We start from the raw sequence: 26,255 nt of genomic DNA, 5'->3' as shown, positions 1-26,255 counted from the left end.
GCGCCCCCTCTTGAGCAGGAGGGAACTGCTGCGCAGTCCAACGGGGATAAATCCCCTCGCCACAGTAGATTCAGCAAGGCTTGGGATCAGAGCTGATCCCGAGCGATCCCGCTACGAATCCGCAGGATATCCGCCAGCACCGCCAGCGCAATTTCCGCCGGTGTCTTGCTGCCGAGGTTGAGGCCGATCGGCGCATGAACCCGCGCCAGCTCTGCCTCACTCAAGCCACCAATGCGGCGTAAGCGCTCGAAGCGTTTCTGCGACGTCTGCTGCGATCCCATCACACCGATGTAAAACGCTTCGGTGCGCACCGCTTCCATCATCGCCAGATCGTCGATGCGCGGATCATGGGTCAACGCCACTACCGCCGTATCGCGATGACAACCACCGTCGGCAATGAACACCGAAGGCAACTGTCGACGGATTTCCACGCTATTGAGCACCACGCCTTCAAGCATTTCATCACGCGGATCGCAGAGAATCACTTCGAAGCCAAGCCCTACCGCGAACTCGGCACAGGCCTGCGCCACACTTGAGTAGCCAGCGAGCAACAAGCGCTGTGCTGCACCGACACGAATGCGCACCCGATCAATCTCACGCTCGATCCGTGCACCCTGCTCGCGATCAGCAAACAGAGTGCGCGCACCGCTGGCCAGATCAACTTCGCGAAGCAGACGACGCTGACCCAGCAGCGCCGATTCCAGTTCACGCAGGTGCGCCTGCACCGCGCAGTCGGCGTCAAGTTTCTCAACCAGCACATCAAGAATGCCGCCGCAAGGCAGACTGACCCGCGAGCGCGGATCATCGCCTTCGCCGTAACGCACGACGCTTACCGCTTCGAGAAACGCACCTTCGGCAACGCGCTCAAGGAAATCCTCCTCGACGCAACCGCCCGATAGCGAACCGATCCACTGCCCGCCTTCGTTCACCGCGAGCAGCGAACCCGGCGCGCGCGGTGCCGAGCCGTAAGTGGTGAGCACCGTGCACAGCCAGATTCGCTGCCCGGCCACCGACCATTCCAGCGCCCGACGCACCACTTGCAGATCGAGATGCTGCATATCAGTGCGCCTTGTGCTCGACGCTCGGTGCGTCGGATTGCAGCTTCTGCACTTCGCTCACCGCCAGTTCAGCGCCCTGCCCGCCCCAACCCTGACGCAGGTAGTTGAGCAGATCAGTCAATTGCTCAGGACTGAGCTTTCCAGCAAAACCCGGCATCGGCTGCATGTGCTCGAACCCGGAGAACTTCTGTTCGCCGATGCCGTCCTCGATCACTCGCAACAGATTGCGCGGATCTTCCAGACGCAACGTCGTATTGCCACGCATGGCCACTGCAATGTGCGGTTTGCCTTCACCGCCAACCGCGTGACAACCGGCGCAGACGTTCAGATATTCCTGACGGCCGCGCTGGGCACTCGCGCTGAGCTTGTCCAGCGGTACTTCGACGAGCTCTTTGGCTGGTGGCGGTTGCTCGCCGAGAAGGAATGTCGCCATTGCTGCCAGATCAGCATCGCTCAGACCTTGAGTGCTGTTGTGAAACACCGGGAACATCTCGTTGAACATCGTCCCTTGCGCGCTCATGCCGTGCTTGAGAAACGTGCTCAGATCCTGCTGATTCCAGCCGCGCGCGGCCAGATCGGTGGCCAGCAGGCTCGGCGCGAGATAACCATTGAGAATGCCGCCGGTCATGCGCTTGTCCATTTGCATCGCGCCGGGCAGGCCGCGTGGCGTATGGCATTCGCCGCAGTGACCGAGAACGTCGACCATGTACTGGCCGCGCTTCCACGCCTCACTTTTGCCTTCGGCCAGCTCCAGCTTGACGTCTTTGCCGTAGAGCATGTTCCAGCCGGTCAGGCCCAGACGCACGTTGAACGGAAAGCTCAGGCTGGTCACCGGCGCGGCGCGTTCGATCGGCTCGATGGTTTTCAGATACGCGTGAATCGCATCGGAATCGGCGCGCGGCATCAGGTGATACGAGGTGTACGGCATCGCCGGATACAGATTCGCACCGTCGCGCCGCTTGCCTTCGGTCAACGCAGCGAAGAACTCATCATCGCTGTACAGACCGATGCCGTGCTCTTTGCTCGGGGTGATGTTGGTGCCGTAGATCGTGCCGAATGGCGAGACGATCGGCAGGCCGCCGGCATAGGGCGCGCCACCCGGTGCGGTGTGGCAGGCCATGCAGTCGGCAGCGCGGGCGAGGTATTCGCCGCGCTTGATCTGATCGTCGGCGTGGGCCGTCATAAGCGGCGCAGCCAGTCCGACCGCAAAAGTCAGGCGGGTCAGTAAACGCTTCATGCTCAACCCTCCTTGACCAGACCAAGATCGGTCAGCACGTTGCGCGTGGCGTTGTAATAACGCACGTAACCGGTGCAGCGGCAGACGTGATGGCCGAGGCTGTCCTCGATCACCTGTTCCAGCTGACTTTTGACGATCGGCTGGCGCTGCAGCTTCTCGACCAACACGGTGGCGGCGTTGACGAAGCCTGGCGCGCAGTAGCTGCACTGGAAGGCGAACTCGTCGACAAAGCGCTGCTGGATCGGATTGAGCTCGGTGACCTGGCCCTGCTCGTCGCGAGTGGCATGGCCTTCGATGGTGCGAACTTTCTTGCCCTCGAAGTAATGCGCACCGGTGATGCAGGTGCGCACTTCCTCGCTGGTGCCGTCGGGGTTATCGACGATCACCACACAGGCGTGGCAGATCCCCTGACCGCAGCCCAGCCGCGAGCCGGTGAGGTTTTTGTATTCGTGCAGGTAGTCGATCATCGGCAGGTCATCAGGGATGTCCACCGGGCCGACGGATTGACCATTGAGGGTCAGTTGAAGCGGACGGTTAGCCATTGAGGGCCTCCTTGATGCGCGCAGCGGTGATAGGCAAGTCACGAACACGTTTACCGATGGCGTGCGCCACGGCGTTACCGATGGCACCGACAATCGGGATCATCACCACTTCGGCGATGCCCTTGGACGGATCGCTCGGCGACAGCGGCGGCAGGATCTCCGCAGTCTGCTTCCACACCGCTACGTGACGCGCCATCGGCAGACGGTAACGGTTGAAGTTCCAGTCACCCTCCCCCGGCCCGCCTTCGTACAACGGCATCTCTTCCATCAGCGCATGACCAATACCCATGGCGATACCGCCTTCGAGCTGGCCCTTGACCAACTCTTCAACCAGCACCCGACCGCACTCGATCCACGAATGGTGGTTGAGCACCTGGACTTCCGCCGAGCCTTTATTGACCTTCAACTCGACCAGCGTCGCGACCGGGCTGTAATAGGTCACGGCAGCGTTGTTCAACTGCACTACCGGGTAGTTGACGTTCTGCCGATCAAGCAAGTGGAAGCCGGCGCTGTTCATCTGCGCTTTCTTCGCTTGCGGCGCGCCATCGCCGTATTTCACCGCCAGACCGTCGAGCGGCAGGCGCTCGCGCACGCCGTCGATACTGTATTCAGCCTCGGCCCAGCTCCAGCGGTTGAAGCCATGCACCGTGGCGCCCGTCACCAGACCGCGATCGTGGGCACGCTTGGCCAGCTCTTCGAAACTCAGCGGCTGCATGCCGTTGGCGGTCAGCTTGCCGTCGACCCAATGCGCATCTTCGCGACGCACCACGTAAGGGTTGGCCTGGCCGCCGTACGGACCCTGACGCCAGATCTCCAGCGCCGCGGGCCACAAGCCGTGGTTGAACAGCACCCGCGCCGCTTCACGGGTCGCGTGGCTGAAGTAATAGGCGGAGTTGGTCGCCGAAGACGCCGACGCCAACTTGCCGACCCAGCGCGGATTGCGCAGCAGATTGTCCTGCTCGGCCTGACTCATGACGTACGGGTTGCCGCTGGTGATCAGCTGCATTTCCTGCCACTCGGTTTCGCCGGTCTTCACCTCGTGCGCCGGGCTGCCGAGGAAATCGGCGACGACCAAGGCTTGCGAAGTGGACATGCCGGTGCCGATTTCGATACCGATGTGGCGCAGGGTGATGCGCCCGTCTGCGGTGAATTCGATGCTGGCCATCGGCGCTTCGGAGCCGGTGCCGAAGTCTTTCTGGCAGATAGCGAAACCGACGCCGTACCAGTTATCCGGGTCTGCCGCTTCGCGTTGCCGCTTGATCGTGTCGCGGTTTTTCCAGACTTCGTGCACCGAGGCCTTGTCGAGAATTTCATGCAGGCGCAGTGCACCGGCCGGGATTGCGCCCTGGGTGTTTTTCATGCCGGAACGCAGGGCATTCCTGCGGCGCAAATCGATGGCGTCGACACCCAGGCGATTGGCGATCTCGTCGACCATCATTTCGGTCGCCGCCATGCTTTGCAGAGTGCCGTAACCGCGCATCGAACCCGCCTCGACCGCGCGCGAGTGATACGCGGTGACTTGCAGGTCGTTCTGCGGCATGTAGTAGATCGACTGCGCAGCCGTGGCGCCAACCGCCGCCACCGATGGGCTGTAGTTGACCCGACCGCCGCCGTCGACGCTCATTTCCGCGCGGAAAATCTTGAAGGTGTAGTCATTCTTGTCCACGGCCAACTGGTAGCGGATGTCGAACGGGTGACGCTTGATGCCGCTCTGGAACTGCTCGTAGCGGTCGTTGGCCAGACGCACCGGCACACCGGCGCCGTACAGCGCAGCCAGGGCTGCGTAGTAGACAAAAATGTTGTGGTCTTTGGAGCCATAGCCGACGGTATAGCCCGGGTGCATGTTCAGATTGGCCAGGCCGAAACGCGACGGCCCGATCATCTTCGCGGTCTCGGTCGCGACTTCCAGCGGGCATTGCGTCGCCACGACGAAATGCAGAGTTTTGGTTTTCGGGTCGTACCAGCCGTTGCCGTTGTCTGGCTCGAGGGCGGCCGGTTCGATCGACGGCGTCTTGTAGCGCTCATCGAACACCAGCCAGTTGTCTGGCGGCGTGTCGATTTCCTGCTTCATGCGGTCGGCGTAGAACAGGCCGCGCTCGGTGAGGTTGCCATGCAGGTTCGGCGATGCATTCCAGACTGGACGGCGGTTCTTCAGCATCGGGAACAGGATCGAATCCTTGAGGCTGGCGAACTCGTCTTCGTCCGCCGAGGTCGCGCCACCGACGCGCACGTAGCGGAAGCTGCCGTAGGGGTCGCCTTCGTAGAACGGCACCTTGGCGCCGTAACGAATCGCTTTGTCATTGAATTTGAGTTGATTCTTGGCCTGACGGAAACGCTCGAAGTCGTTCCAGATCAGAATCGCTACCGGGTGACCGATGAACATCGGCACTTTGCCTTCCGGCAGCAATGGATCAGGCGCGTGCTCTTCGGGGAAGACGATACCGTCCTTGTCCAGATCGGCAGCGGTAACGATGCGGTCCGGCTGCAGATCAGCGCCGAGCCACGACAGGTCGTAGCCTGCGTAGATGCGGTCGGCCTTGATGGTTTTCAGCAGCATGGCGTGGCCTTGTTGCTCAGGCCAGCCAGGCATGTCCTTGGCGCGGATGTCGCGGGCAAACACCTTGCTGCCGCAGACCTTGGACAAGGCATCGTTACGTTGCCGCGCCTTGCCGTTATTGCCGAGCCATTTCTCGGACGGCACGGTGACGCTGTTTTCCATCAAGGCAGCCAGCGCCTGACTGCTGAGCGGCGTAAGCGTAACGCTCACACCCGCCACCAGCCCGCCCTGGAGGAACGAGCGCCGGGATATTTCACGGTTGGACATGGATCATCCTCTGGGCGGTTATAGGTCCGCCCTTGTGGTTATCTACTGGGGATCTCGAGTCGTGCAGAAGCTCTTTTTGGCGAAGCAAAGAGCTGTGTTGACAGTGCAAAGCTGACCGAAAGGTTAACTTTAAAGGTTTCTGCGCCCACAGCAAACAACCAGTTACAAAAACCTGACTAAATAATCAAAAAAATCAATGCGACGTGGCACCGCATCCGATCCGCCGAGATAACAGAGCGAGCCTATGTGGGAGCGAGCCTGCTCGCGAAAACGTTTTTCCAGGCAATACAGATTTTGAATGTGCCGGCGCTTTCGCGAGCAGGCTCGCTCCCACAGGGATTCGCATGGACTTAAGGAGAGAGGAAGAGGAATAACCAAATTTCAGACACAAAAAACCCCGGTCTTTCGACCAGGGTCTTTGCTATCGATCCGATTCAGCCGATGGCTGGTTTCGGCGCTTCAAGGCGTTCAGTGGTCCTTGAAACAGATATGGCGCAGCGGACGGGACTCGAACCCGCGACCCCCGGCGTGACAGGCCGGTATTCTAACCGACTGAACTACCGCTGCGTATCGCTTTGAGCTTGCGCTCAAGTAACTCGTTTTGATTACCGGCTTCGGTGCCTGGCAATCGCGAACCAGATCAATCTGACTCGTAAAATATGGCGCAGCGGACGGGACTCGAACCCGCGACCCCCGGCGTGACAGGCCGGTATTCTAACCGACTGAACTACCGCTGCGCGTCGGTGCAGGCACTTTCAGCCTACTCTCTTGCTTGCGCAAGCTTCTCGGGAGTGGTGGGTGATGACGGGATCGAACCGCCGACATTCTGCTTGTAAGGCAGACGCTCTCCCAGCTGAGCTAATCACCCGTTTGCATCTCCGAGGCCGCGAAATTTACGCAGGTGGCGAAGCTAAGTCAATAGCAGGATTGGAGTTTTTCTGAAAAAGACGAAATTGCTTCATTCCTGAAGAAGCCATCGACCGATAGACCGCATTCGCGAGCAGGCTCGCTCCCACAGCACGCGGCTTCGCTTGTTATTCCGTGTAGATCATCTTCTTGGTCATGCCGCCATCGACGACGAATTCCTGCCCGGTGACAAATCCCGCATTGCGAGACAGCAACCACGCCACCATCGCCGCCACGTCCTCGACAGTCCCTACCCTGCCCGCCGGATGCTGAGCATGATCGGCATCGGCCAAAGGTTCGGCGCGACGCACCGAGGAATCACGGGCATCAATCCAGCCAGGACTGACTGCGTTCACGCGGATTTCCGGTCCAAGGCTGATTGCCAGCGCATGGGTCAGCGCCAACAGCCCGCCCTTGCTCGCCGCATACGCCTCGGAGTCCGCCTCCGACTGTCGCGCGCGGGTCGAGGCCAGATTGACGATCGAACCGTTGTGCGCACGCAGATAAGGCGCACAGTGCTTGGCCAGCAACATCGGCCCGCTCAGATTCACCGCCAGCACCCGATTCCAATACGCCAGATCGAGGCTTTCCAAGGTGATGTTGTGCGGATCGGCGACCGCCGCGTTGCAGACCAATGCATCAAGGCGACCAAACTGCCCCAATACCTCGGCCACGCCCAGCGCGACCTGATTTTCGTCGGCGACGTCCATGGCGATGAACCAGGCGTTCTCGCCCAGCACCTTCGCCACTTTCGAACCACGCACCCGATCAAGATCGGTCAGCACCACCTGCCAGCCTTCGCTGATCAGCCAAGCGGCGATTCCGAGGCCAATACCGCGCGCAGCCCCGGTGACCAGCGCCACGCGGCCATGGGTGTTGGCCGCGGGTGTGGACAACTCGATCACAATGCCGCCAGACCGCGCGCCAGGTCAGCTTGCAGGTCAGCCACATCTTCCAGACCGACCGCAACGCGGATCAGACTGTCACGAATGCCTGCCGCTTCACGCTCCTGGGGCGCCAGACGGCCGTGGGAAGTGGTGCTTGGATGGGTGATCGTGGTTTTGCTGTCGCCGAGGTTGGCGGTGATCGAAATCAACCGCGTGGCATCGATAAAGCGCCAGGCGCCTTCTTTGCCGCCCTTGACCTCGAAGCTGACCACCGCACCAAAACCCTTCTGCTGGCGCTGGGCCAACTCGTGCTGCGGATGGCTCTTCAGACCGGCGTAATGGACCTTCTCGATGCCGTCCTGCTGCTCCAGCCATTCGGCCAGCGCCTGAGCGTTCGCGCAATGCGCTTTCATGCGCAGGTTGAGGGTCTCGAGGCCTTTGAGGAAGATCCACGCGTTGAACGGGCTGAGGGTCGGCCCGGCGGTCCGCAGGAAACCCACCACTTCTTTCATCTGCTCACCGCGACCGGCGACAACGCCGCCCATGCAGCGGCCCTGACCATCAATGAACTTGGTCGCCGAGTGCACGACAATGTCCGCGCCAAGCTTCAGCGGCTGCTGCAACGCCGGGGTGCAGAAGCAGTTGTCGACCACCAGCTGCGCGCCCTTGGCATGAGCGATTTCAGCCAGCGCGGCGATATCCACCAGCTCGGCCAACGGGTTGGACGGCGACTCGACAAAGAGCAGTTTGGTGTTGGACTTGATCGCCGCGTCCCAGGCCGACAGATCGGCCAGCGGTACGTAATCGACTTCGACACCGAAGCGCTTGAAATACTTCTCGAAGAGGCTGATGGTCGAGCCGAACACGCTGCGCGATACCAGCACATGATCGCCAGCACTGCACAGGCTCATCACCACCGCCATGATCGCGGCCATGCCGGTGGCCGTGGCGACGGCCTGCTCGGCGCCTTCCAGCGCGGCGATGCGCTCTTCAAACGCACGCACGGTCGGGTTGGTGTAACGCGAATAGACGTTGCCCGGCACTTCGCCGGCAAACCGCGCCGCCGCATCGGCAGCGGTGCGGAACACGTAGCTGGAGGTGAAGAACATCGGGTCACCGTGTTCGCCTTCCGGCGTGCGGTGCTGACCGGCACGGACGGCCAGGGTATCGAACGCTACGCCTTCGAGGTCGCTGTCCAGCCGACCGGCATCCCATTCCTGACTCATGCTGCTCTCCTTTGTTCACGAACAATAAATATCAGATACAAAACCGGCCCCTCAGGGCCGGTGGAAACTCAGTTGTTGTACAGATCGATGATCGCACTGACTGCCTGGGTCTTGACCTTCGAGGCATCGTTGCGCGCCTGTTCGATCTTGTTCAGGTAAGCCTCGTCGACGTCACCGGTCACGTACTTGCCGTCGAACACCGCACAATCGAAGTGCTCGATCTTGATCTTGCCGCCACCGACCGCTTCGATCAAGTCAGGCAAGTCCTGATAGATCAGCCAGTCAGCGCCGATCAGATCGGCCACGTCCTGAGTCGAACGGTTGTGCGCGATCAGTTCGTGAGCGCTCGGCATGTCGATACCGTAGACGTTCGGGAAGCGCACCGCAGGTGCCGCCGAGCAGAAGTAGACGTTTTTCGCGCCGGCTTCGCGGGCCATCTGGATGATCTGCTTGCAAGTGGTGCCGCGCACGATCGAGTCATCGACCAGCATCACGTTCTTGCCACGGAATTCCAGCTCGATGGCGTTGAGCTTCTGGCGTACCGACTTCTTGCGTGCAGCCTGGCCCGGCATGATGAAGGTGCGGCCGATGTAACGGTTCTTGACGAAGCCTTCGCGGAATTTCACGCCAAGGTGATTGGCCAGTTCCAGCGCTGCGGTACGGCTGGTGTCCGGAATCGGGATGACCACGTCGATGTCGTGCTCAGGGCGCTCGCGCAGGATCTTCTCGGCGAGCTTCTCGCCCATGCGCAGACGCGCTTTGTACACCGACACGCCGTCGATGATCGAGTCCGGACGCGCCAGGTAGACGTGTTCGAAAATGCACGGGGTCAGCGACGGGTTGGTTGCGCACTGACGGGTGTGCAGCTTGCCATCTTCGGTGATGTACACCGCTTCGCCTGGCGCGAGGTCGCGGATCAGGGTGAAACCGAGCACGTCCAGGGAAACGCTTTCCGAGGCGATCATGTACTCGACGCCTTCGTCAGTGTGACGCTGACCGAACACGATCGGACGAATGCCGTGCGGGTCGCGGAAACCGACGATGCCGTAACCGGTGACCATCGCCACCACGGCGTAACCACCCACGCAGCGGTTGTGCACGTCGGTCACAGCGGCGAACACGTCCTCTTCGGTCGGCTGCAGCTTGCCGCGCTGGGCCAGCTCGTGAGCGAACACGTTGAGCAGCACTTCCGAGTCGGAACTGGTGTTGACGTGACGCAGATCGGATTCGTAGATCTCTTTGGCCAACTGTTCAACGTTGGTCAGGTTACCGTTGTGCGCCAGGGTGATGCCGTACGGCGAGTTGACGTAGAACGGCTGGGCTTCGGCCGACGTCGAGCTGCCGGCAGTCGGGTAACGGACGTGGCCGATACCCATGTGGCCGACCAGACGCTGCATGTGACGCTGCTGGAACACGTCACGCACCAGGCCATTATCCTTGCGCAGGAACAACCGGCCATCATGGCTGGTCACGATACCGGCAGCGTCCTGGCCGCGGTGCTGGAGCACGGTTAGCGCGTCATACAGCGCCTGATTGACGTTCGACTTACCGACGATACCGACGATGCCACACATGCGACGCAACCCCTACTTAATGGATCTGAACTGAACAGCACTCACTGAGGCGTTTTCGCCGTCGGCAAGAGCTGCTCCTTGAACGGAATCTCAGCGGGTACGCTGATTCCGCTGGCAAGCCACTGACTGCTCCACCCGAGTATCAGGTTTTTGGACCAGTCGGCGACCAATAGAAACTTGGGCACGAGCTGTGATTCTTTCCACCACCCGTCCTGCTGTACCGGCCCCAGGCTCAACAGCCCGACCGCCACGACCACCAGCAACACGCCACGCGCTGCGCCGAAGGCCATGCCGAGGAATCGGTCGGTCCCGGACAACCCGGTGACGCGAACCAACTCGCCGATAAGATAATTGATCATTGCGCCCACGATCAGTGTGGCGACAAACATGATGGCACAGCCCGCGATCACGCGAGCTGATGGGGTTTCGATGTATCCGGCGAGGTACTCGGACAGTGAGCCACCAAACATCCAGGCAACCGCTCCTGCGATGATCCAGGTCAGCAGCGATAAAGCTTCCTTTACGAAGCCGCGGCTCAGACTGATCAAAGCGGAGATGGCGATGATTGCAACGATCGCCCAGTCAACCCAGGTAAATGGCACAGTGCAGCCTACAGACGGATAAGGCGGCGCATTTTAGCAGAGCGCATGGCTGTCGGTAAGCTGCGATTGTCAGTGCTTTTCAATCGAGGTGATAGATTTCAGCCACGTTCAGGCTGAAAACGGACAACGAAGCCCTTGAGGTTCTGTTGACGGCTCAGCAGATCACGCAGACGGTCGGCTTCGGCACGCTCGATCAGCGGACCGACGAACACCCGATTCTTGCCATCGGCCGAACGAATGTAGGCGTTATAACCCTGGCTGCGCAGGTTCTTCTGCAGGCTTTCGGCACTGGCGCGGCTCGACAGACTGGCCAGTTGCACCGACCAGCTCACCGACAGACCGTTGGCATCGACGCGGCTCTGCGTGGCATCAGGTTTGCTGGTTGCGGAGGTGATCGGCTGGGCCGGGGCCGGAATCGGCTTGGCCACCGGTGGCGGCGTTGCCGGGCGAGCAATCTGCGCCGGAATGGTCGGTGCCGGGGCGGCCGGAGCAGCAGCCGGAGCAGCAGGCACCGCTTCTTCAGCGACCTCCTCGTCCGTTGGCACCGGCTCTTGTGGCAAAGCCTGGGGCTCAGGCACGGCGACCGGGTCCATTTGCACTTGCGGCATGGCCGAAGGCTGAGGCGCAGCCGGGGCCTCGACAGTCACCTGACGCTGCTCATCCTGACGGGAAAACAGCATCGGCAGGAAGATCACCGCCAGCGCCACCAGCACCAGCGCGCCAACCATGCGCTGCTTGTACGCTTTATCCAGCAAAGCCATTTGCCGCTTCCTCCGTGGAGCGCCGGGCCAGCCATTCAAGGGCCTCGGCGACACAATAAAATGATCCGAACAACAGAATCTCGTCGTCGCTGGTTGCCTCAGCGCACTGCCCTTCCAGAGCGGCCGCAACGCTGGCATAGGACGTAACCGAAGCACCAAGGTTCTGCAGCGCTGCCTCAAGCTCAGTCACCGGACGGACGCGCGGCGAATCCAGCGGCGCGACAGCCCAATGCGCGACACTAGCATTCAATTCGCCAACAACACCATCGAGATCCTTGTCGGCCAGCAACCCGAACACCGCCAGACGCTTGCCAACCGGCGGCCGCGCGGCCAGACGCCGGGCGAGATATTCAGCGGCGTGCGGGTTGTGACCAACATCCAGCAACAGGTTCAGGCGCTTGCCGTTCCATTCGAACGAACGACGATCGAGGCGTCCGACCACGCGCGTCGCCAGCAATGCAGGGACTATCTGTTCGGCATTCCACGGCAAACCTGTCAGCAGATAGGCTTGCAGCGCCAGCGCGGCGTTTTCCATCGGCAGATCGAGCAGCGGCAGGTCGCGCAATTCGACCGATTGGCCTTGGACATCGGTGCCGCGCCATTGCCAGTGTTGGTCAGTGATGCCGAGATCGAAATCGCGTCCACGCAGGAAGAACGGGCAAGCCAGTTCACGCGCCTTGTCGAGCAGCGGTTGCGGAGGATTCAGGTCGCCACACAGAGCAGGCTTGCCCTGGCGGAAGATTCCGGCCTTCTCGAAGGCTACGGATTCGCGGGTGTCGCCCAGATAATCGGCGTGATCGACACCAATGCTGGTGACCAGCGCGATGTCGGCATCGACCACATTGACCGTGTCCAGACGCCCGCCCAGACCCACTTCAAGCACCACAGCATCAAGCGCGGCCTGCTGGAACAGCCAGAGCGCTGCCAGAGTGCCCATTTCGAAGTAAGTCAGGGAAGTCTCGCCGCGGCCCGCCTCGACCGCAGCAAAGGCTTCGCACAGCTGGACGTCAGTGGCTTCGACGCCATTGAGTTGCACCCGCTCGTTGTAACGCAGCAGATGCGGAGAATTGTAGACGCCAACGCTAAGGCCCTGCGCACGCAGCAAAGAAGCCACGAACGCGCAGGTCGAACCCTTGCCGTTGGTGCCGGTGACCGTGATCACCCGAGGCGCCGGCTGGCCCAGCCCCATGCGGGACGCTACCTGTTGCGAACGCTCCAGGCCCATGTCGATGGCCGACGGATGCAACTGCTCGAGGTAGGCGAGCCATTCACCAAGGGTGCGCTGGGTCATACGTTGGCAGGCACCGGCGGCACCACGATCGGCTCGATCGGCGCGGCGACGAATTTCGGCGTCGGCTTGCCAGTCATTTGTGCCAGCAGGTTACCCAGACGTGGGCGCAGTTCCTGACGGTGAATGATCATGTCGATGGCGCCGTGCTCCAGCAGGAACTCACTGCGCTGGAAGCCGTCCGGCAGTTTCTCGCGCACGGTCTGCTCGATTACCCGCGGACCGGCGAAGCCGATCAGGGCTTTCGGTTCGCCAACGATGACGTCACCGAGCATCGCCAGACTGGCGGAAACGCCGCCGTAGACCGGGTCGGTCAGTACGGAGATGAACGGAATGCCCTCTTCACGCAGGCGCGCCAGCACGGCCGAGGTCTTGGCCATCTGCATCAGCGAGATCAGCGCTTCCTGCATGCGCGCGCCACCGGAAGCGGCGAAGCAGATCATCGGGCAGCGGTTTTCCAGTGCGTAGTTGGCAGCGCGAACGAAGCGCTCACCGACGATGGCGCCCATGGAACCGCCCATGAAGTTGAATTCGAATGCCGAAACCACTACCGGCATGCCCAGCAGGGTACCGCTGACCGAGATCAGCGCATCTTTTTCGCCGGTCTGCTTCTGCGCAGCAACCAGGCGGTCCTTGTACTTCTTGCCATCGCGGAATTTCAGACGGTCAACCGGCTCCAGGTCAGCACCCAGTTCGTTGCGGCCTTCCGGATCGAGGAAGATGTCGATGCGCGCACGTGCGCCGATGCGCATGTGGTGGTTGCACTTGGGGCAAACGTCCAGGGTCTTTTCCAGTTCCGGACGGTACAACACCGCCTCGCAGGATGGGCATTTGTGCCACAGACCTTCAGGCACCGAGCTCTTCTTGACCTCCGAGCGCATGATCGAAGGGATCAGTTTGTCTACTAACCAGTTGCTCATGCTTTCTTTCTCCAGTACCGGCGGCCCGAACGCTCTGGTTCGCAGCCCCGCGTATGCCCTTGAGCTAAATTCATGTGTGTGGCGATGGTTGATGAACAGTCGCGGTCAGCGCGGAACATGACCTGCGTACGATTCAGCAACCCTCAGCCGCGCCTGCTTTGTGCAAGTGCATTGATGGACGGCGGCAGACTGCCAGCCGTCACATCGACAATGTATTGCCGCGCACCGCGTTGATGAATGCGCGAATCTTGTGGTGATCCTTGATGCCTTTGCTCGCTTCTACCCCGCCGCTGACATCCACCGCGTAGGGCTTGACCCGCGCTACCGCATCAGCAACGTTCTCCGGCGTCAGGCCACCGGCCAGAATCAGCGGCTTGCTCAGGTGTTGCGGAATCAGTGACCAGTCAAACGCCTCGCCGGTTCCGCCAGGCACCCCTTCGACATACGTGTCGAGCAGTACGCCACTGGCGCCGGGGAAGGCATCGCAGGCAGCGGCAATGTCATCGCCAGCCTTGACCCGCAGCGCCTTGATGTACGGACGATCCCAGCCTTCGCACTCCTGCGCGCTTTCGTCGCCATGGAATTGCAGCAGATCAAGCGGCACCGCATCGAGGATTTCTCCCAGCTCGCACCGACTGGCATTGACGAACAGCCCCACGGTGGTGACGAACGGCGGCAACGCCTTGATGATCGCCCTTGCCTGCTGCACATTCACTGCACGTGGGCTCTTGGCGTAAAACACCAGACCGATCGCATCGGCGCCGGCTTCGACGGCGGCCAGCGCATCTTCGATGCGGGTAATGCCGCAGATCTTGCTGCGAACAGCTGACATGTCAGGAAAACCTCAAGGCAAAATCCGAAAACGTCCCGGATGGTAACAAAAGCGTCCGAGGGCGTCAGCCGTCAAGTTCGGAGAAACCCGTAAGGAAATGTGGCCCGATAAAGCGCTCGGGTAACGGGAATTCGTCGTGGTACTCGACCTGCACCAGATAGAGCCCATATGGATGCGCCGTCACCCCGCCGGAGCGGCGCTCGCGACTCTCCAGCACTTCTTTCATCCACTCCACCGGGCGCTCCCCGGCACCGATGGTCATCAGCACACCGGCAATATTGCGCACCATGTGATGCAGGAACGCGTTGGCACGAATGTCGAGCACGATCATCTTGCCGTGTCGGGTCACGCGCAGGTGATGCATCTTTTTGATCGGCGACTTGGCCTGGCACTGACCGGCCCGGAACGCGCTGAAATCGTGGGTACCGATCAGGTACTGCGCGGCCTCGGCCATGCGCTCGGCGTCGAGCGGGCGGTGATTCCAGGTGATTTCTTCGTTGAGGTGCGCCGGGCGGATCTGATCGTTGTAGATCACATAGCGATAACGCCGGGCAATGGCTTTGAACCGAGCATGAAAATGTGCAGGCATGACCCTGGCCCAACTGACGCTGATGTCGTGGGGCAGATTAATGTTGGCGCCCATGACCCAGGCTTTCAGCGAGCGATCAACCTGGGTATCAAAGTGCACCACTTGGCCGCAGGCATGCACGCCGGCGTCGGTACGCCCGGCGCATTGCAGGGAAACCGGTGAATTGGCGACTTTCGACAGAGCTTTTTCAAGCTCTTCCTGCACCGTCGCCACACCGGTCAACTGACGCTGCCAGCCGCTGTAGCGCGAGCCTTTGTACTCAACGCCCAGCGCGACGCGGTAAAAGCCGTCGGGCGCCATTTCGGCGACCGGGTTATCTATGTTTGCCAAGGTGGTACAGCCTGCTGATTTTGCAAAGGCGGGCATTATAAGGCGGTGGGCCGGGGATGCCAGAGTTCTCTATCGGCAGTACCGCCGCCTTCGCGAGCAGGCTCGCTCCCACATTTGCAATGCATCCCCCTGTGGGAGCGAGCCTGCTCGCGAAAGCAATCGATCAGACACCCCCGAATCCGGCGCAAACAAAAACGGCAGCCCCACCGGGCTGCCGCTTGTTGTTTACCGCTGAACTTACGCCAGGTTGGAAAGCATTTCCTTGGCCTCTCCCCGCTGCTTCTCGTCACCCTCGGTCAACACTTCGTTGAGGATGTCACGGGCACCGTCGGCGTCGCCCATGTCGATGTAGGCCTGGGCCAGATCGAGTTTGGTCGCCGCTTCGTCGGTGCCAGCGAGGAAGTCGAAATCGTCTTCGCCCAGATCGTCACCCATCGCCGCGTCCGCTTCGGTGAAGCTCGGCTCGGCCATGCTTTGCGACAGGCGATCCAGCTCGGCATTGACGTCGTCCAGCTCGGCCGCGAAGGCATCCGGCTCAGCAGCCGGTTTGCTGTCCATTTCGTCCGCCAGCGACAGGTCGAAATCGGCTGGCAGCTCCAGATCGTCCTGCGGCACGTCAGCGACAACCGGCGTCTCGACCGGCGGCAAGTCCTTCACGCCGTCGTCCAGATCCAGCAGGAAGTCATCTTCAGCCAACGTGGCCGGCGATGGTTCGGCGCCGAGATCCATATCCAGATCGAAGTCCGACAGATCGTCGAGATTGTCTTTCATCTCGGTCTGCTCTTGCAGCACCGAAGCGAAGCTCAGATCGTCTTCGGCCGGAAACGCGTCGAGCTCGACAGGCGCTTCTGGCTCGACCGCTGGCGCAGGATCGACCGGGGTGATGTTGTCGAGGTCGTCCAGACTCAAATCGAATGCGGTGTCGAGGTCGTCAGCGGCGGTCTCGGGCGCTTGCGGCTCGTCTTGCAGCAGTTCCTTGACGTACTGTGCGTCCAGCTCGGCAGCGACGGCGGCAGCCGCCAGCCCACCGGCAGCAACCACGGCCATGGCCGGGAAGCGGCTTTTCAGTGCTTCGACCTTGGCGAAGTTATCGCCATTAGCCACCAGTTGACGCTCTTGCGCAACGAACGCATCGCGATCACCCTGCTGGCCGTAGACTTCCATCAGCTTCAGGCGCAGATCGCTGCGTTCCGGCTCAAGGCTGACGCCCTCTTCCAGCAGCGCGGCGGCTTGATTGAGGCGACCGGCATTGATGTGCGACTGCGCTTTGTCGAGCACGTCATCAGAGCGTTCGCCGGCCGGGGCCACCAGTGGTGCGGCAATCGGCGCAGCCATCACCACCGGAGTGACGACCGGTGCAGGGGCTGGCGCAGGTGCCGGAGCTGGCGTATTGAGTTTGACGCTGGCCGCTGGGGTTTCGAGACCAGAGAAGCTGCTTTCCGGCAGTTCCTGCTCAGCGGAAAATTCTTGCTCTTCAGCCAGAGCGCGGGCCATGCGCAGGTGCTTTTCAGCTTCCTGCTGGGCTTTGCGACGGCGCGCCAGCAGCAACAGCAGAAGCAGCAGAACCACCGCACCGCCGCCGATCAGGCCGAGCAGGATCGGATTGGTCAGCAGTTCATTGAAGGCTTTGTCGTCATCGGCGGCAGCAGGCGGCGTAGTTTCGACCACCGGCTCGACGACTGGCTCAACCGGGGTTTCCGCTGGCGGCGCGATGGCCGACTCTGGAGTCGGTGAAGCCGCTGCGGCGTCGGCCGGAGTGGCTGGCGGTGTTGCGGCCAGTTCGGCAGTGATCGCCGGCACCGGCGGCACAGCAGCAGTGGCGCCAGGCGCAGCGCCGGCGCCGTCGGCCTGCATCTTCGCCAGTTGATTGTTCTTCAGCTCGATCAGCTTTTGCAGCTTGTCCAGTTGGCTCTGCAGATCAGCCATGCGGCTTTTCAGTTCCTCGTTGTCACGACGGGTCGTGTCGAGGTTTTCCTGGGTGATCGCCAGTTTGTTGCTCAGCGCCTTGGCGTCGCCCGCCGGGCCTTTCGCACCGGGCTTGGCGCTTTCCGCCGAGACCAGGCTCAGATTGTCCTGTGTGTTGGCCGCTGCACCAGCATTGCCACGACCACGATTGGTCGCATCCAGCTGCTGCTGACCGGTGCCAGGCTTGGCCGTGTAACGACGGCCCTGACGCCAGGCTTCGTTCTGCGCCGCCACTTCAGCGATGGCCGCCGATTGCGGCAGCGCCGTGCTTTGTACCGGATCGGGCAGACGCAGCACCTGGCCGGTTTTCAGACGGTTGATGTTGCCGTCGATAAAGGCATTCGGATTGAGCGCCTGAATCGCCAGCATGGTCTGCTGCACCGAGCCACCGTTGCGCGCCTTCGCGGCGATTTCCCACAGGGTGTCGCGCGGCGTGGTGGTGTACTGATTGCGATGGGTCGCGCCAGTGGTTGGCGCGGTGATGGTCTGCGACGGCGCCGGTTGCGCGGCGGCGTCAGCGGTCTGCGGCGAGAACTTCGACGGATCGAGCAGCACGCTGTAATCACGCAGCAGGCGGCCATTGGGCCACATCACCTGCACGAGGAACTTCACCATCGGTTCCGACAGCGGTTGGCTCGAGGTCACGCGCAACACGCTTTTGCCGCTGGCGTTGAGTACCGGGGTGAACGTCAGATCATTAAGAAAGGCCTGCCGATCGACGCCAGCCTTGGCGAAGTCTTCAGGGGAAGCCAGGCTCGGCACCACCTCGGCGGCGGTGAGATCCTTGACGTCGAGCAGCTCGATTTCAGCCACCAGCGGCTGGTTCAGGGTCGACTTCAGGGTCAGCTCCCCGAGCCCGAGGGCATGCGCCATACCGGAGGACAGCGCCGAGGCGGCCGCTATTGCTAACACCAGTTTGCGAACTTGAACCATAGCCTCATCCTTTGTTTGAACGTTCCTCGGCCAGCGAGAAGCTTTTGAATACCGCTGCCGTAAGGCATTGCACGCGACGACGGGGGTCGCCGCGCGCGATCATTTCGGTGCTGCCCCGGAAAGTCCCGGAGGGTGACTCGTCATCGACGCGCTTCGGGCAAGCATAGCGCTCACCTAGAATCAGTCGACAAATTGTTGCCAAGTATCTTTTACAGCAGGTCTTTTATCAACAACTCAGCCAGTTGCACGGCATTGAGCGCCGCGCCTTTGCGTACGTTATCTGACGTCAGCCAAAGATTTAGTTCCGCCGGGTCGTCGACACCACTGCGCACGCGGCCGACATAGACCACGTCCTGCCCCACCGCATCGCCGACCGCGGTCGGATAATCGCCAGCCTCGACCAGCTCAATGCCCGGTGCTGCCTCGAGCGCGGCGTTGATCTTTTCCAGGTCAACAGCGCTGCCTGACTGCAAGGTCACGCTAAAGCTATCGCCAAAAAACACCGGGGCTTGAACGCAAGTGGCAGAAATCTTCAATAAAGGTTTTGCCAGGACCTGACGCAACTCGCGTACCAGACGCTTTTCCAGCAGCGTATGGCCTTGCGCATCAGGCGCACCGACTTGCGCCAGCAGGTTGAACGCCATCTGCCGGTCGAAGAACGTCGGTTCCAGGGGACGCATGTTGAGCAGCTCGGCGGTCTGCCGCGCGAGCTCGGTGACCGCCTCGCGGCCTTGCGCGGAAACGGCCAGGTTGGCGGTGACGTTGACGTATTGCAGATCGAGCAGATCGAGCAACGGCGCCAGCACCACGGCAAGCGTAGTGGCCGACGGGCTTGGGCTGCTGACCTGGAACGGGCTTTTCAGACTGGCGAGAATATCGGCATTGGCCTCGGGCACCACTTGTGGCGCCTGATCGGCAGGCAAGGCGCCAGACAGGTCGATCAACGAGCAACCGGCAGCATGGGCGCGAGCGGCGTAGCTCAGCGACACCGCAGCGCCAGCGGCGAAGAACACCAGTCTGACCTTGCTGAAATCGAACTCGTCGACCTCGCGCACGCGGACGTTTTTGTTGCGGAACAGTACCGAGCTGCCGGCCGATTCGCTGCTGGCCAGCAGGTGCAGATTGCCGACCGGAAAGTCGCGCTCTTCGAGAATCTGTACGAGGGTTTCGCCGACAGTACCGGTGGCGCCGATAACGGCGATATCGAAAGTCTGGGTCATGGAACTACCTCTGGCAAAACGGGGGGAGCGGCACTTTACCGGGTGGGTGGCGCACAGGCAATTTCTGCCCGTACCGATCGTTCCGACGCTCTGCGTGGGAATGTCTCAACGGACGCTCCGCATTCTGCTTTGGAAGGGACGCAGAGCGTCCCGGGATGCATTCCCACGCGGAGCATGGGAACGATCATTGCGCATAAAAAAACCCGCACCTCTCACAAGGCACGGGCTCTTTCATTGCTTCAAGCGATCAACGCTCCAGCAGGATTCGCAGCATGCGACGCAGCGGTTCGGCCGCGCCCCACAGCAGTTGGTCGCCGACGGTGAAGGCGCCGACGAATTGCGACCCCATGTTCAGCTTGCGCAGACGACCGACCGGTACATTCAGGGTGCCGGTGACCTTGGTCGGGCTCAGCTCCTGCATGCTGATCTCGCGGTTGTTCGGTACCAGCTTGACCCACGGGTTGTGCTGGCTGATCAGCCCTTCGATATCGGCGATCGGTACGTCTTTGTTCAGCTTGATGGTCAGCGCCTGGCTGTGGCAGCGCATGGCGCCGATGCGCACGCAGATGCCGTCGACCGGGATCGGGCTCTTGAAGCGACCGAGGATCTTGTTGGTCTCGGCCTGGGCCTTCCACTCTTCGCGGCTCTGGCCGTTCGGCAGTTCCTTGTCGATCCACGGGATCAGGCTGCCGGCCAGCGGTACACCGAAGTTTTCGGTCGGGTACGCGTCACTGCGCATGGCCTCGGCCACGCGACGGTCGATGTCGAGGATCGCGCTGGCCGGGTCGGCCAGTTGATCGGCGACAGCGGCGTGGGTCGCGCCCATCTGCTTGATCAGTTCACGCATGTTCTGCGCGCCGGCACCGGAAGCCGCCTGATAGGTCATGGCGCTCATCCACTCGACCAGACCGGCCTCGAACAGACCGCCCAGACCCATCAGCATCAGGCTGACGGTGCAGTTGCCGCCGATGTAGTTCTTGGTGCCCGCGTCCAGTTGCTGGTCGATGACCTTGCGGTTGACCGGGTCGAGAATGATCACCGCGTCATCGTTCATGCGCAGGCTCGACGCCGCGTCGATCCAGTAGCCCTGCCAGCCGGCTTCACGCAGCTTGGGGAACACTTCGCTGGTGTAGTCGCCGCCCTGGCAGGTCAGGATCACGTCGAGGGTCTTCAGCTCGTCAATGCTGTAAGCGTCCTTGAGCGGAGCAATGTCCTTGCCCACGGACGGGCCTTGGCCACCGACATTGGACGTGGTGAAAAACACCGGCTCGATAAGATCGAAATCCTGCTCTTCCAGCATCCGCTGCATGAGCACGGAACCGACCATCCCGCGCCAACCGATCAGACCTACACGTTTCATCGCAACTACACCTTCTTGAAAAGTGGGCCGCTGCTTTGTATTGAATTTCGCAGCGGGCCCGAGAGATTACAGATTCCGCAGCGCGGCGACTACTGCGTCGCCCATTTCCTGCGTACCGACTTTGGTACAACCGGCCGAGTGGATGTCACCGGTGCGCAAGCCCTGATCGAGCACCACACTGACAGCTTTTTCGATGGCATCGGCAGCGTCGTGCAGATTGAAGCTGTAACGCAGCATCATCGACACCGACAGGATCGTCGCCAGCGGGTTGGCAATGCCTTTGCCAGCGATGTCCGGCGCCGAACCGTGGCACGGCTCGTACATGCCCTTGTTGTTGGAGTCCAGCGAGGCCGACGGCAGCATGCCGATCGAACCGGTGAGCATCGACGCTTCGTCGGAGAGGATGTCGCCGAACATGTTGTCGGTGACGATCACGTCGAACTGCTTGGGTGCGCGCACCAACTGCATGGCGGCGTTGTCGACGTACATGTGGCTCAGTTCGACTTCCGGGTAATCCTTGGCCACCTGCTCGACCACTTCACGCCACAACTGACTGGATGCCAGGACGTTGGCCTTGTCCACCGAGCAGAGCTTCTTGCCACGAACCATGGCCATGTCGAAACCGACACGGGCGATGCGGCGAATTTCGCTTTCGCTGTACGGCAGGGTGTCGTAGGACTGACGCTCGCCATTGTCCAGCGTACGGGTGCCACGCGGCGCGCCGAAGTAAATGCCGCCGGTCAGCTCACGGACGATGAGGATGTCCAGACCGGCAACGATTTCCGGCTTCAGGCTCGACGCGTCGGCCAGTTGCGGATAGAGGATCGCCGGGCGCAGGTTGCCGAACAGGCCCAGTTGCGCACGAATTTTCAGCAGACCGCGCTCAGGGCGGATGTCACGCTCGATGGTGTCCCATTTCGGCCCACCGACAGCGCCCAGCAGCACGGCGTCGGCAGCCCGTGCACGATCAAGGGTTTCGTCGGCCAGCGGCACGCCGTGCTTGTCGATGGCCGCGCCACCGATCACGTCGTGGCTCAGCTCGAAGCCCAGGCTGTACTTGTCATTGGCCAATTCCAGCACCTTGACCGCTTCGGCCATGATTTCCGGACCGATACCATCACCCGGGAGAATCAGAATCTGCTTGCTCATGCTTTCCTCGTGTCTTCAAGCGGTGCGCCACTGAACGGCGCGCCGGGAAAAATTCTTATCGCTCGGCCATCAGCACGATCACATCGGTACTGAACGAGCCGTCGGCATCTATCTCAAAATAATCACGCACTTCGTTGCCCATCGACTGCTGCAACTGGCGGATCGCCGCGCGCATCACGTCAGGTGTGCGCATGCGCTCGACCCAACTGCTGTACTCCAGACGCAGGCGCTGACGGGTAGTACTGCGCACATGCAGACTGGCTTCGCTGACCTGGCGCAGCCACTCGGCGGCGGAGTAGTCGCGCACGTGGCTGGTGTCGCGCAACACCTCAACGCTTTGCAGGTAAGTGTCGAACAACGCACTGCCAGGTGACAACACATCAACGAACGCCGCCACCCCGCCCGGCTTCAGCACCCGACGCACTTCACGCAAGGCCTGACCGAGGTCGCTCCAGTGATGCGCCGAATAGCGGCTGAACACAAAATCGAACTCGCCATCGGCGAACCGCAAGCGCTCGGCAGCACCGTTGGCGGTAATGATGTTGCTCAAGCCGCGATCGACGGCAGCGCCGGCAACCACATCAAGCATTTGCTGCGACAGGTCGTAAGCCACCACTTCCCTGACCAGCGGTGCCACATGAAAGCTGACGTGACCGGCGCCGCAACCCAGATCCAGCACCCGCGCACTGCCCTGCCCGGCCAGTTCAGCTTGTAGCAGTGCGAATTCACTGCCTTGGGCGTGAACCGCGCTGCTCAGGTAAGCGGCGGCCTGTTCGCCGAATTGCTTCTGGACGACCTGGGTGTGCTGGGCGGTGCTGGTCATGGATCACATCCTGTAAGCAGTGTTATTTGAAATACATTCCCTGTGGGAGCGAGCCTGCTCGCGAAGAGGCCCGCCCTGACTACATCAATCTCGAATCAGGCGTCGCGAAACAACCACGGCTGACTAACCCGATGCTTGGCTTCGAACGTCGCAATCGCATCGCCGTCCTGCAAGGTCAGGCCGATATCGTCCAGACCGTTGAGCAGGCAGTGCTTGCGGAACGCGTCGATCTCGAAGCTGTAGACCTTGCCATCCGGGCGGGTCACGGTCTGCGCTTGCAAGTCGATCTGCAATTGATAACCCGGCTCGGCTTCAACCTGCTTAAACAGTTCATCAACTTCTGCATCGCTGAGAATGATCGGCAGCAGGCCGTTCTTGAAACTGTTGTTGAAGAAGATGTCGGCGTAACTCGGCGCGATGATGCTGCGGAAACCGTACTCTTCCAGCGCCCACGGCGCGTGTTCACGGCTCGATCCGCAGCCGAAGTTCTCGCGGGCGAGCAATACGCTGGCACCCTGATAACGCTCGGCGTTGAGGACGAAATCCTTGTTCAACGGGCGCTTGGAGTTGTCCTGGTACGGCTGGCCGACATCCAGATAACGCCACTCGTCGAACAGGTTCGGACCGAAACCGGTGCGCTTGATCGACTTCAAGAACTGCTTGGGAATGATCTGATCGGTGTCGACGTTGGCACGATCCAGAGGCGCGACAAGACCAGTGTGCTGGGTAAAAGCTTTCATGCTGCGCTCCTTTTAGATCAATTCACGAACGTCGATGAAACGGCCGTTCACTGCTGCTGCGGCAGCCATGGCCGGGCTGACCAGGTGGGTACGGCCACCGGCGCCCTGACGGCCTTCGAAGTTACGGTTGGAAGTCGAGGCGCAATGCTCGCCGGACTCCAAACGGTCCGGGTTCATCGCCAGGCACATCGAGCAACCTGGCTCGCGCCATTCGAAACCGGCCTCAAGGAAAATCTTGTCCAGCCCTTCGGCTTCGGCCTGCGCCTTGACCAGACCCGAGCCCGGCACGACGATCGCCTGCTTGATGGTCGAGGCCACCTTGCGGCCCTTGGCGATCACCGCAGCGGCGCGCAAGTCTTCGATGCGCGAGTTGGTGCAGGAACCGATGAACACGCGATCAAGCTGAATGTCGGTGATCGCCTGATTGGCGGTCAAACCCATGTATTTCAAGGCGCGGACGATCGAGTCGCGCTTGACCAGATCCATTTCCTTGGCCGGGTCCGGCACGTTCTGATCAACAGCCAAAACCATCTCAGGCGAAGTGCCCCAGCTGACTTGCGGCTTGATTTGCGCGGCGTCGAGCTCGACCACGGTGTCGAATTTGGCATCGGCGTCGGAGACCAGGTCTTTCCAGGCTTCGACGGCCATGTCCCACTGCTCGCCTTTCGGCGCGAATGGACGACCTTTGACGTAGTCGATGGTCTTCTGATCCGCCGCCACCAGGCCGACGCGGGCGCCGGCTTCGATGGACATGTTGCAGATGGTCATGCGGCCTTCAACGGACAGATCGCGGATCGCGCTGCCGGCAAATTCGATGGCGTGGCCGTTACCGCCGGCGGTGCCGATCTTGCCGATCACCGCAAGGACGATGTCCTTGGCGGTCACGCCGAACGGCAATTGACCTTCGACGCGCACCAGCATGTTTTTCATTTTCTTGGCCACCAGGCACTGTGTGGCGAGCACGTGCTCGACCTCGGAGGTGCCGATGCCGTGGGCCAACGCACCGAATGCGCCGTGGGTCGAGGTGTGCGAGTCACCGCAGACCACGGTCATGCCCGGCAAGGTCGCGCCCTGCTCCGGACTGATCACGTGAACGATGCCCTGACGCACGTCGTTCATCTTGAATTCGACGATGCCGTATTCATCGCAGTTGTCGTCGAGGGTCTGCACCTGCAAACGCGAAACCTGATCGGCAATGGCTTCGATGCCGCCCTTGCGCTCCGGGGTGGTCGGTACGTTGTGGTCCGGGGTCGCAATGTTGGCATCGATGCGCCAAGGCTTGCGTCCGGCCAGACGCAGGCCTTCGAAGGCTTGCGGCGAAGTCACTTCGTGAATGATGTGACGATCGATGTAGATCAGCGCCGAGCCATCGTCGCGCTGCTTGACCAAATGCGAATCCCAGAGCTTGTCGTAGAGCGTTTTGCCGGCCATCAGACGGTTCCTCATCAGCTTGTTTCTATGCCCTGGGCTTATCAATAACCCTTTGGCTTGTGAGGCCGATCCTATGGGGTTAGATTAAATAACTCAAATTCATATTTTTTATGCTTTGGATAACCAACTGGAATGCGACATGGACTTGGCTAACCTCAACGCTTTTATTGCCATCGCCGAGACCGGCAGCTTCTCCGGCGCCGGCGAACGCCTTCATCTGACCCAACCGGCGATCAGCAAGCGCATCGCCGGTCTTGAGCAGCAATTGAAGGTGCGCCTGTTCGACCGCTTGGGCCGCGAAGTCGGCCTGACCGAGGCCGGTCGCGCCCTGCTGCCACGGGCTTATCAGATTCTCAACGTGCTCGACGACACCCGCCGCGCCCTGACCAACCTGACCGGCGAGGTCAGCGGTCGCCTGACGCTGGCCACCAGTCACCACATCGGCCTGCACCGCTTGCCGCCTCTATTAAGGGAGTTCACCCGCCGCTACCCACAGGTTGCGCTGGATATTCAGTTTCTTGATTCGGAAGTGGCCTACGAGGAAATTCTCCACGGCCGCGCAGAATTGGCGGTCATCACCCTCGCGCCAGAGCCGCATACCTTGGTCAAAGCCACGCCGGTGTGGGACGACCCGCTGGATTTCGTCGTCGCCCCGGAGCATTCGCTGATCAACAACGGTGCCGTCAGTCTGGCGGACATCGCCGGCCATCCGGCGGTTTTCCCCGGCGGCAACACCTTTACCCACCACATCGTCCAGCGTTTGTTCGAAGCCCAGGGCCTGACGCCGAACATCGCCATGAGCACCAACTACCTGGAAACCATCAAGATGATGGTCTCCATTGGCCTGGCCTGGAGCGTGCTACCGCGCACCATGCTCGACGAACAAGTGGCAAGCATCGCATTGCCGGGCATACAGCTCACTCGCCAGCTAGGCTATATCTTGCACACCGAACGGACGCTATCGAATGCAGCACGCGCCTTCATGGCCCTGCTGGATGCACAAATCGATCGGCCAGGGATCCCGGCCTGACTTGTGCTACTCCTATAGAGCCGCTCCT

Annotated in this window: 21 protein-coding genes and 3 tRNA genes; 1 reads left to right on the top strand and 23 read right to left on the bottom strand. The window is 61.3% G+C overall.

Going from position 1 to position 26,255, the window contains the following annotated elements; all coding sequences use genetic code 11:
- Positions 1 to 86: 86 nt before the first annotated feature.
- The 23 genes from ACYSTU_RS15710 to leuC form a co-directional block, all read right to left on the bottom strand.
- Positions 87 to 1,058, bottom strand: a complete 972-nt coding sequence (locus ACYSTU_RS15710) for an XdhC family protein (RefSeq protein ID WP_016773950.1) — start codon at positions 1,056 to 1,058, stop codon at positions 87 to 89.
- A gap of 1 nt (position 1,059) precedes the next feature.
- Positions 1,060 to 2,295, bottom strand: coding sequence for a c-type cytochrome (locus ACYSTU_RS15705; RefSeq protein ID WP_498999895.1), 1,236 nt, complete (start codon positions 2,293 to 2,295; stop codon positions 1,060 to 1,062).
- A gap of 2 nt (positions 2,296 to 2,297) precedes the next feature.
- Entirely contained in the window at positions 2,298 to 2,837 is a 540-nt protein-coding gene (locus ACYSTU_RS15700; protein WP_016773947.1) for a (2Fe-2S)-binding protein, read from the bottom strand.
- Positions 2,830 to 5,661 (bottom strand): xanthine dehydrogenase family protein molybdopterin-binding subunit, encoded by a 2,832-nt coding sequence (locus ACYSTU_RS15695; protein WP_498999894.1) that lies wholly within the window; start codon positions 5,659 to 5,661, stop codon positions 2,830 to 2,832. The genes ACYSTU_RS15700 and ACYSTU_RS15695 overlap by 8 nt, the downstream gene beginning before the upstream one ends.
- 490 nt (positions 5,662 to 6,151) lie before the next feature.
- Positions 6,152 to 6,228 (bottom strand) — tRNA-Asp (locus tag ACYSTU_RS15690).
- 93 nt (positions 6,229 to 6,321) lie between these two features.
- Positions 6,322 to 6,398: transfer RNA gene (locus tag ACYSTU_RS15685), tRNA-Asp, on the bottom strand.
- Between the two features lie 55 nt (positions 6,399 to 6,453).
- A tRNA-Val gene (locus ACYSTU_RS15680) sits at positions 6,454 to 6,529 on the bottom strand.
- 166 nt (positions 6,530 to 6,695) lie between these two features.
- A complete protein-coding gene (locus ACYSTU_RS15675; protein WP_498999892.1) occupies positions 6,696 to 7,472 on the bottom strand; it encodes an SDR family oxidoreductase in 777 nt (258 codons plus the stop codon).
- The gene (locus tag ACYSTU_RS15670) at positions 7,469 to 8,680 is read right to left on the bottom strand and encodes an O-succinylhomoserine sulfhydrylase (RefSeq protein WP_016773944.1); all 1,212 of its coding nucleotides are present in this window, start codon (positions 8,678 to 8,680) and stop codon (positions 7,469 to 7,471) included. Before ACYSTU_RS15670 ends, ACYSTU_RS15675 begins: the two co-directional genes overlap by 4 nt.
- Positions 8,681 to 8,748: 68 nt before the next feature.
- Positions 8,749 to 10,254, bottom strand: a complete 1,506-nt coding sequence (gene purF / locus ACYSTU_RS15665) for an amidophosphoribosyltransferase (protein ID WP_016773943.1) — start codon at positions 10,252 to 10,254, stop codon at positions 8,749 to 8,751.
- 41 nt (positions 10,255 to 10,295) lie between these two features.
- Positions 10,296 to 10,856 (bottom strand): CvpA family protein, encoded by a 561-nt coding sequence (locus ACYSTU_RS15660; RefSeq protein WP_016773942.1) that lies wholly within the window; start codon positions 10,854 to 10,856, stop codon positions 10,296 to 10,298.
- Positions 10,857 to 10,954: 98 nt separating this feature from the next.
- Positions 10,955 to 11,617, bottom strand: coding sequence for an SPOR domain-containing protein (locus tag ACYSTU_RS15655; protein WP_498999890.1), 663 nt, complete (start codon positions 11,615 to 11,617; stop codon positions 10,955 to 10,957).
- Entirely contained in the window at positions 11,601 to 12,908 is a 1,308-nt protein-coding gene (gene folC, locus ACYSTU_RS15650; RefSeq protein ID WP_498999889.1) for a bifunctional tetrahydrofolate synthase/dihydrofolate synthase, read from the bottom strand. Before folC ends, ACYSTU_RS15655 begins: the two co-directional genes overlap by 17 nt.
- On the bottom strand, positions 12,905 to 13,825 hold the full coding sequence (gene accD / locus ACYSTU_RS15645; protein ID WP_498999888.1) for an acetyl-CoA carboxylase, carboxyltransferase subunit beta: 921 nt from the start codon (positions 13,823 to 13,825) through the stop codon (positions 12,905 to 12,907). Before accD ends, folC begins: the two co-directional genes overlap by 4 nt.
- Positions 13,826 to 14,024: 199 nt before the next feature.
- On the bottom strand, positions 14,025 to 14,657 hold the full coding sequence (locus ACYSTU_RS15640) for a phosphoribosylanthranilate isomerase (protein WP_425643126.1): 633 nt from the start codon (positions 14,655 to 14,657) through the stop codon (positions 14,025 to 14,027).
- A 64-nt stretch (positions 14,658 to 14,721) separates the two neighbouring features.
- On the bottom strand, positions 14,722 to 15,546 hold the full coding sequence (truA, locus tag ACYSTU_RS15635; RefSeq protein ID WP_016773937.1) for a tRNA pseudouridine(38-40) synthase TruA: 825 nt from the start codon (positions 15,544 to 15,546) through the stop codon (positions 14,722 to 14,724).
- Positions 15,547 to 15,813: 267 nt separating this feature from the next.
- Positions 15,814 to 18,474 carry a motility hub landmark protein FimV gene (locus tag ACYSTU_RS15630; RefSeq protein WP_498999886.1) on the bottom strand — a complete coding sequence of 887 codons (2,661 nt, stop codon included), beginning with the start codon at positions 18,472 to 18,474 and terminating at the stop codon, positions 15,814 to 15,816.
- A gap of 209 nt (positions 18,475 to 18,683) precedes the next feature.
- Positions 18,684 to 19,694: an aspartate-semialdehyde dehydrogenase gene (locus tag ACYSTU_RS15625; RefSeq protein WP_207807346.1), complete on the bottom strand. Its 1,011-nt coding sequence runs from the start codon at positions 19,692 to 19,694 to the stop codon at positions 18,684 to 18,686.
- Between the two features lie 247 nt (positions 19,695 to 19,941).
- On the bottom strand, positions 19,942 to 21,054 hold the full coding sequence (asd, locus tag ACYSTU_RS15620; protein ID WP_016773934.1) for an aspartate-semialdehyde dehydrogenase: 1,113 nt from the start codon (positions 21,052 to 21,054) through the stop codon (positions 19,942 to 19,944).
- A gap of 66 nt (positions 21,055 to 21,120) precedes the next feature.
- Positions 21,121 to 22,203, bottom strand: a complete 1,083-nt coding sequence (leuB, locus tag ACYSTU_RS15615) for a 3-isopropylmalate dehydrogenase (RefSeq protein WP_016773933.1) — start codon at positions 22,201 to 22,203, stop codon at positions 21,121 to 21,123.
- A gap of 55 nt (positions 22,204 to 22,258) precedes the next feature.
- Complete coding sequence (locus ACYSTU_RS15610; protein WP_498999882.1) at positions 22,259 to 23,026, bottom strand: class I SAM-dependent methyltransferase; 768 nt, start codon at positions 23,024 to 23,026, stop codon at positions 22,259 to 22,261.
- Between the two features lie 95 nt (positions 23,027 to 23,121).
- Complete coding sequence (leuD, locus tag ACYSTU_RS15605) at positions 23,122 to 23,766, bottom strand: 3-isopropylmalate dehydratase small subunit (protein ID WP_024012386.1); 645 nt, start codon at positions 23,764 to 23,766, stop codon at positions 23,122 to 23,124.
- A gap of 12 nt (positions 23,767 to 23,778) precedes the next feature.
- Positions 23,779 to 25,197: a 3-isopropylmalate dehydratase large subunit gene (gene leuC, locus ACYSTU_RS15600; RefSeq protein ID WP_016773930.1), complete on the bottom strand. Its 1,419-nt coding sequence runs from the start codon at positions 25,195 to 25,197 to the stop codon at positions 23,779 to 23,781.
- 139 nt (positions 25,198 to 25,336) lie between these two features.
- Here leuC and ACYSTU_RS15595 point away from each other — a divergent pair, with 139 nt between their 5' ends.
- Complete coding sequence (locus tag ACYSTU_RS15595) at positions 25,337 to 26,227, top strand: LysR family transcriptional regulator (protein ID WP_024012384.1); 891 nt, start codon at positions 25,337 to 25,339, stop codon at positions 26,225 to 26,227.
- Positions 26,228 to 26,255 lie beyond the last annotated feature (28 nt).

The organism is Pseudomonas glycinis (assembly GCF_054871425.1).
Note: the sequence above shows the minus strand (reverse complement) of the source record. Positions and strands in the feature narration are given on the sequence as shown.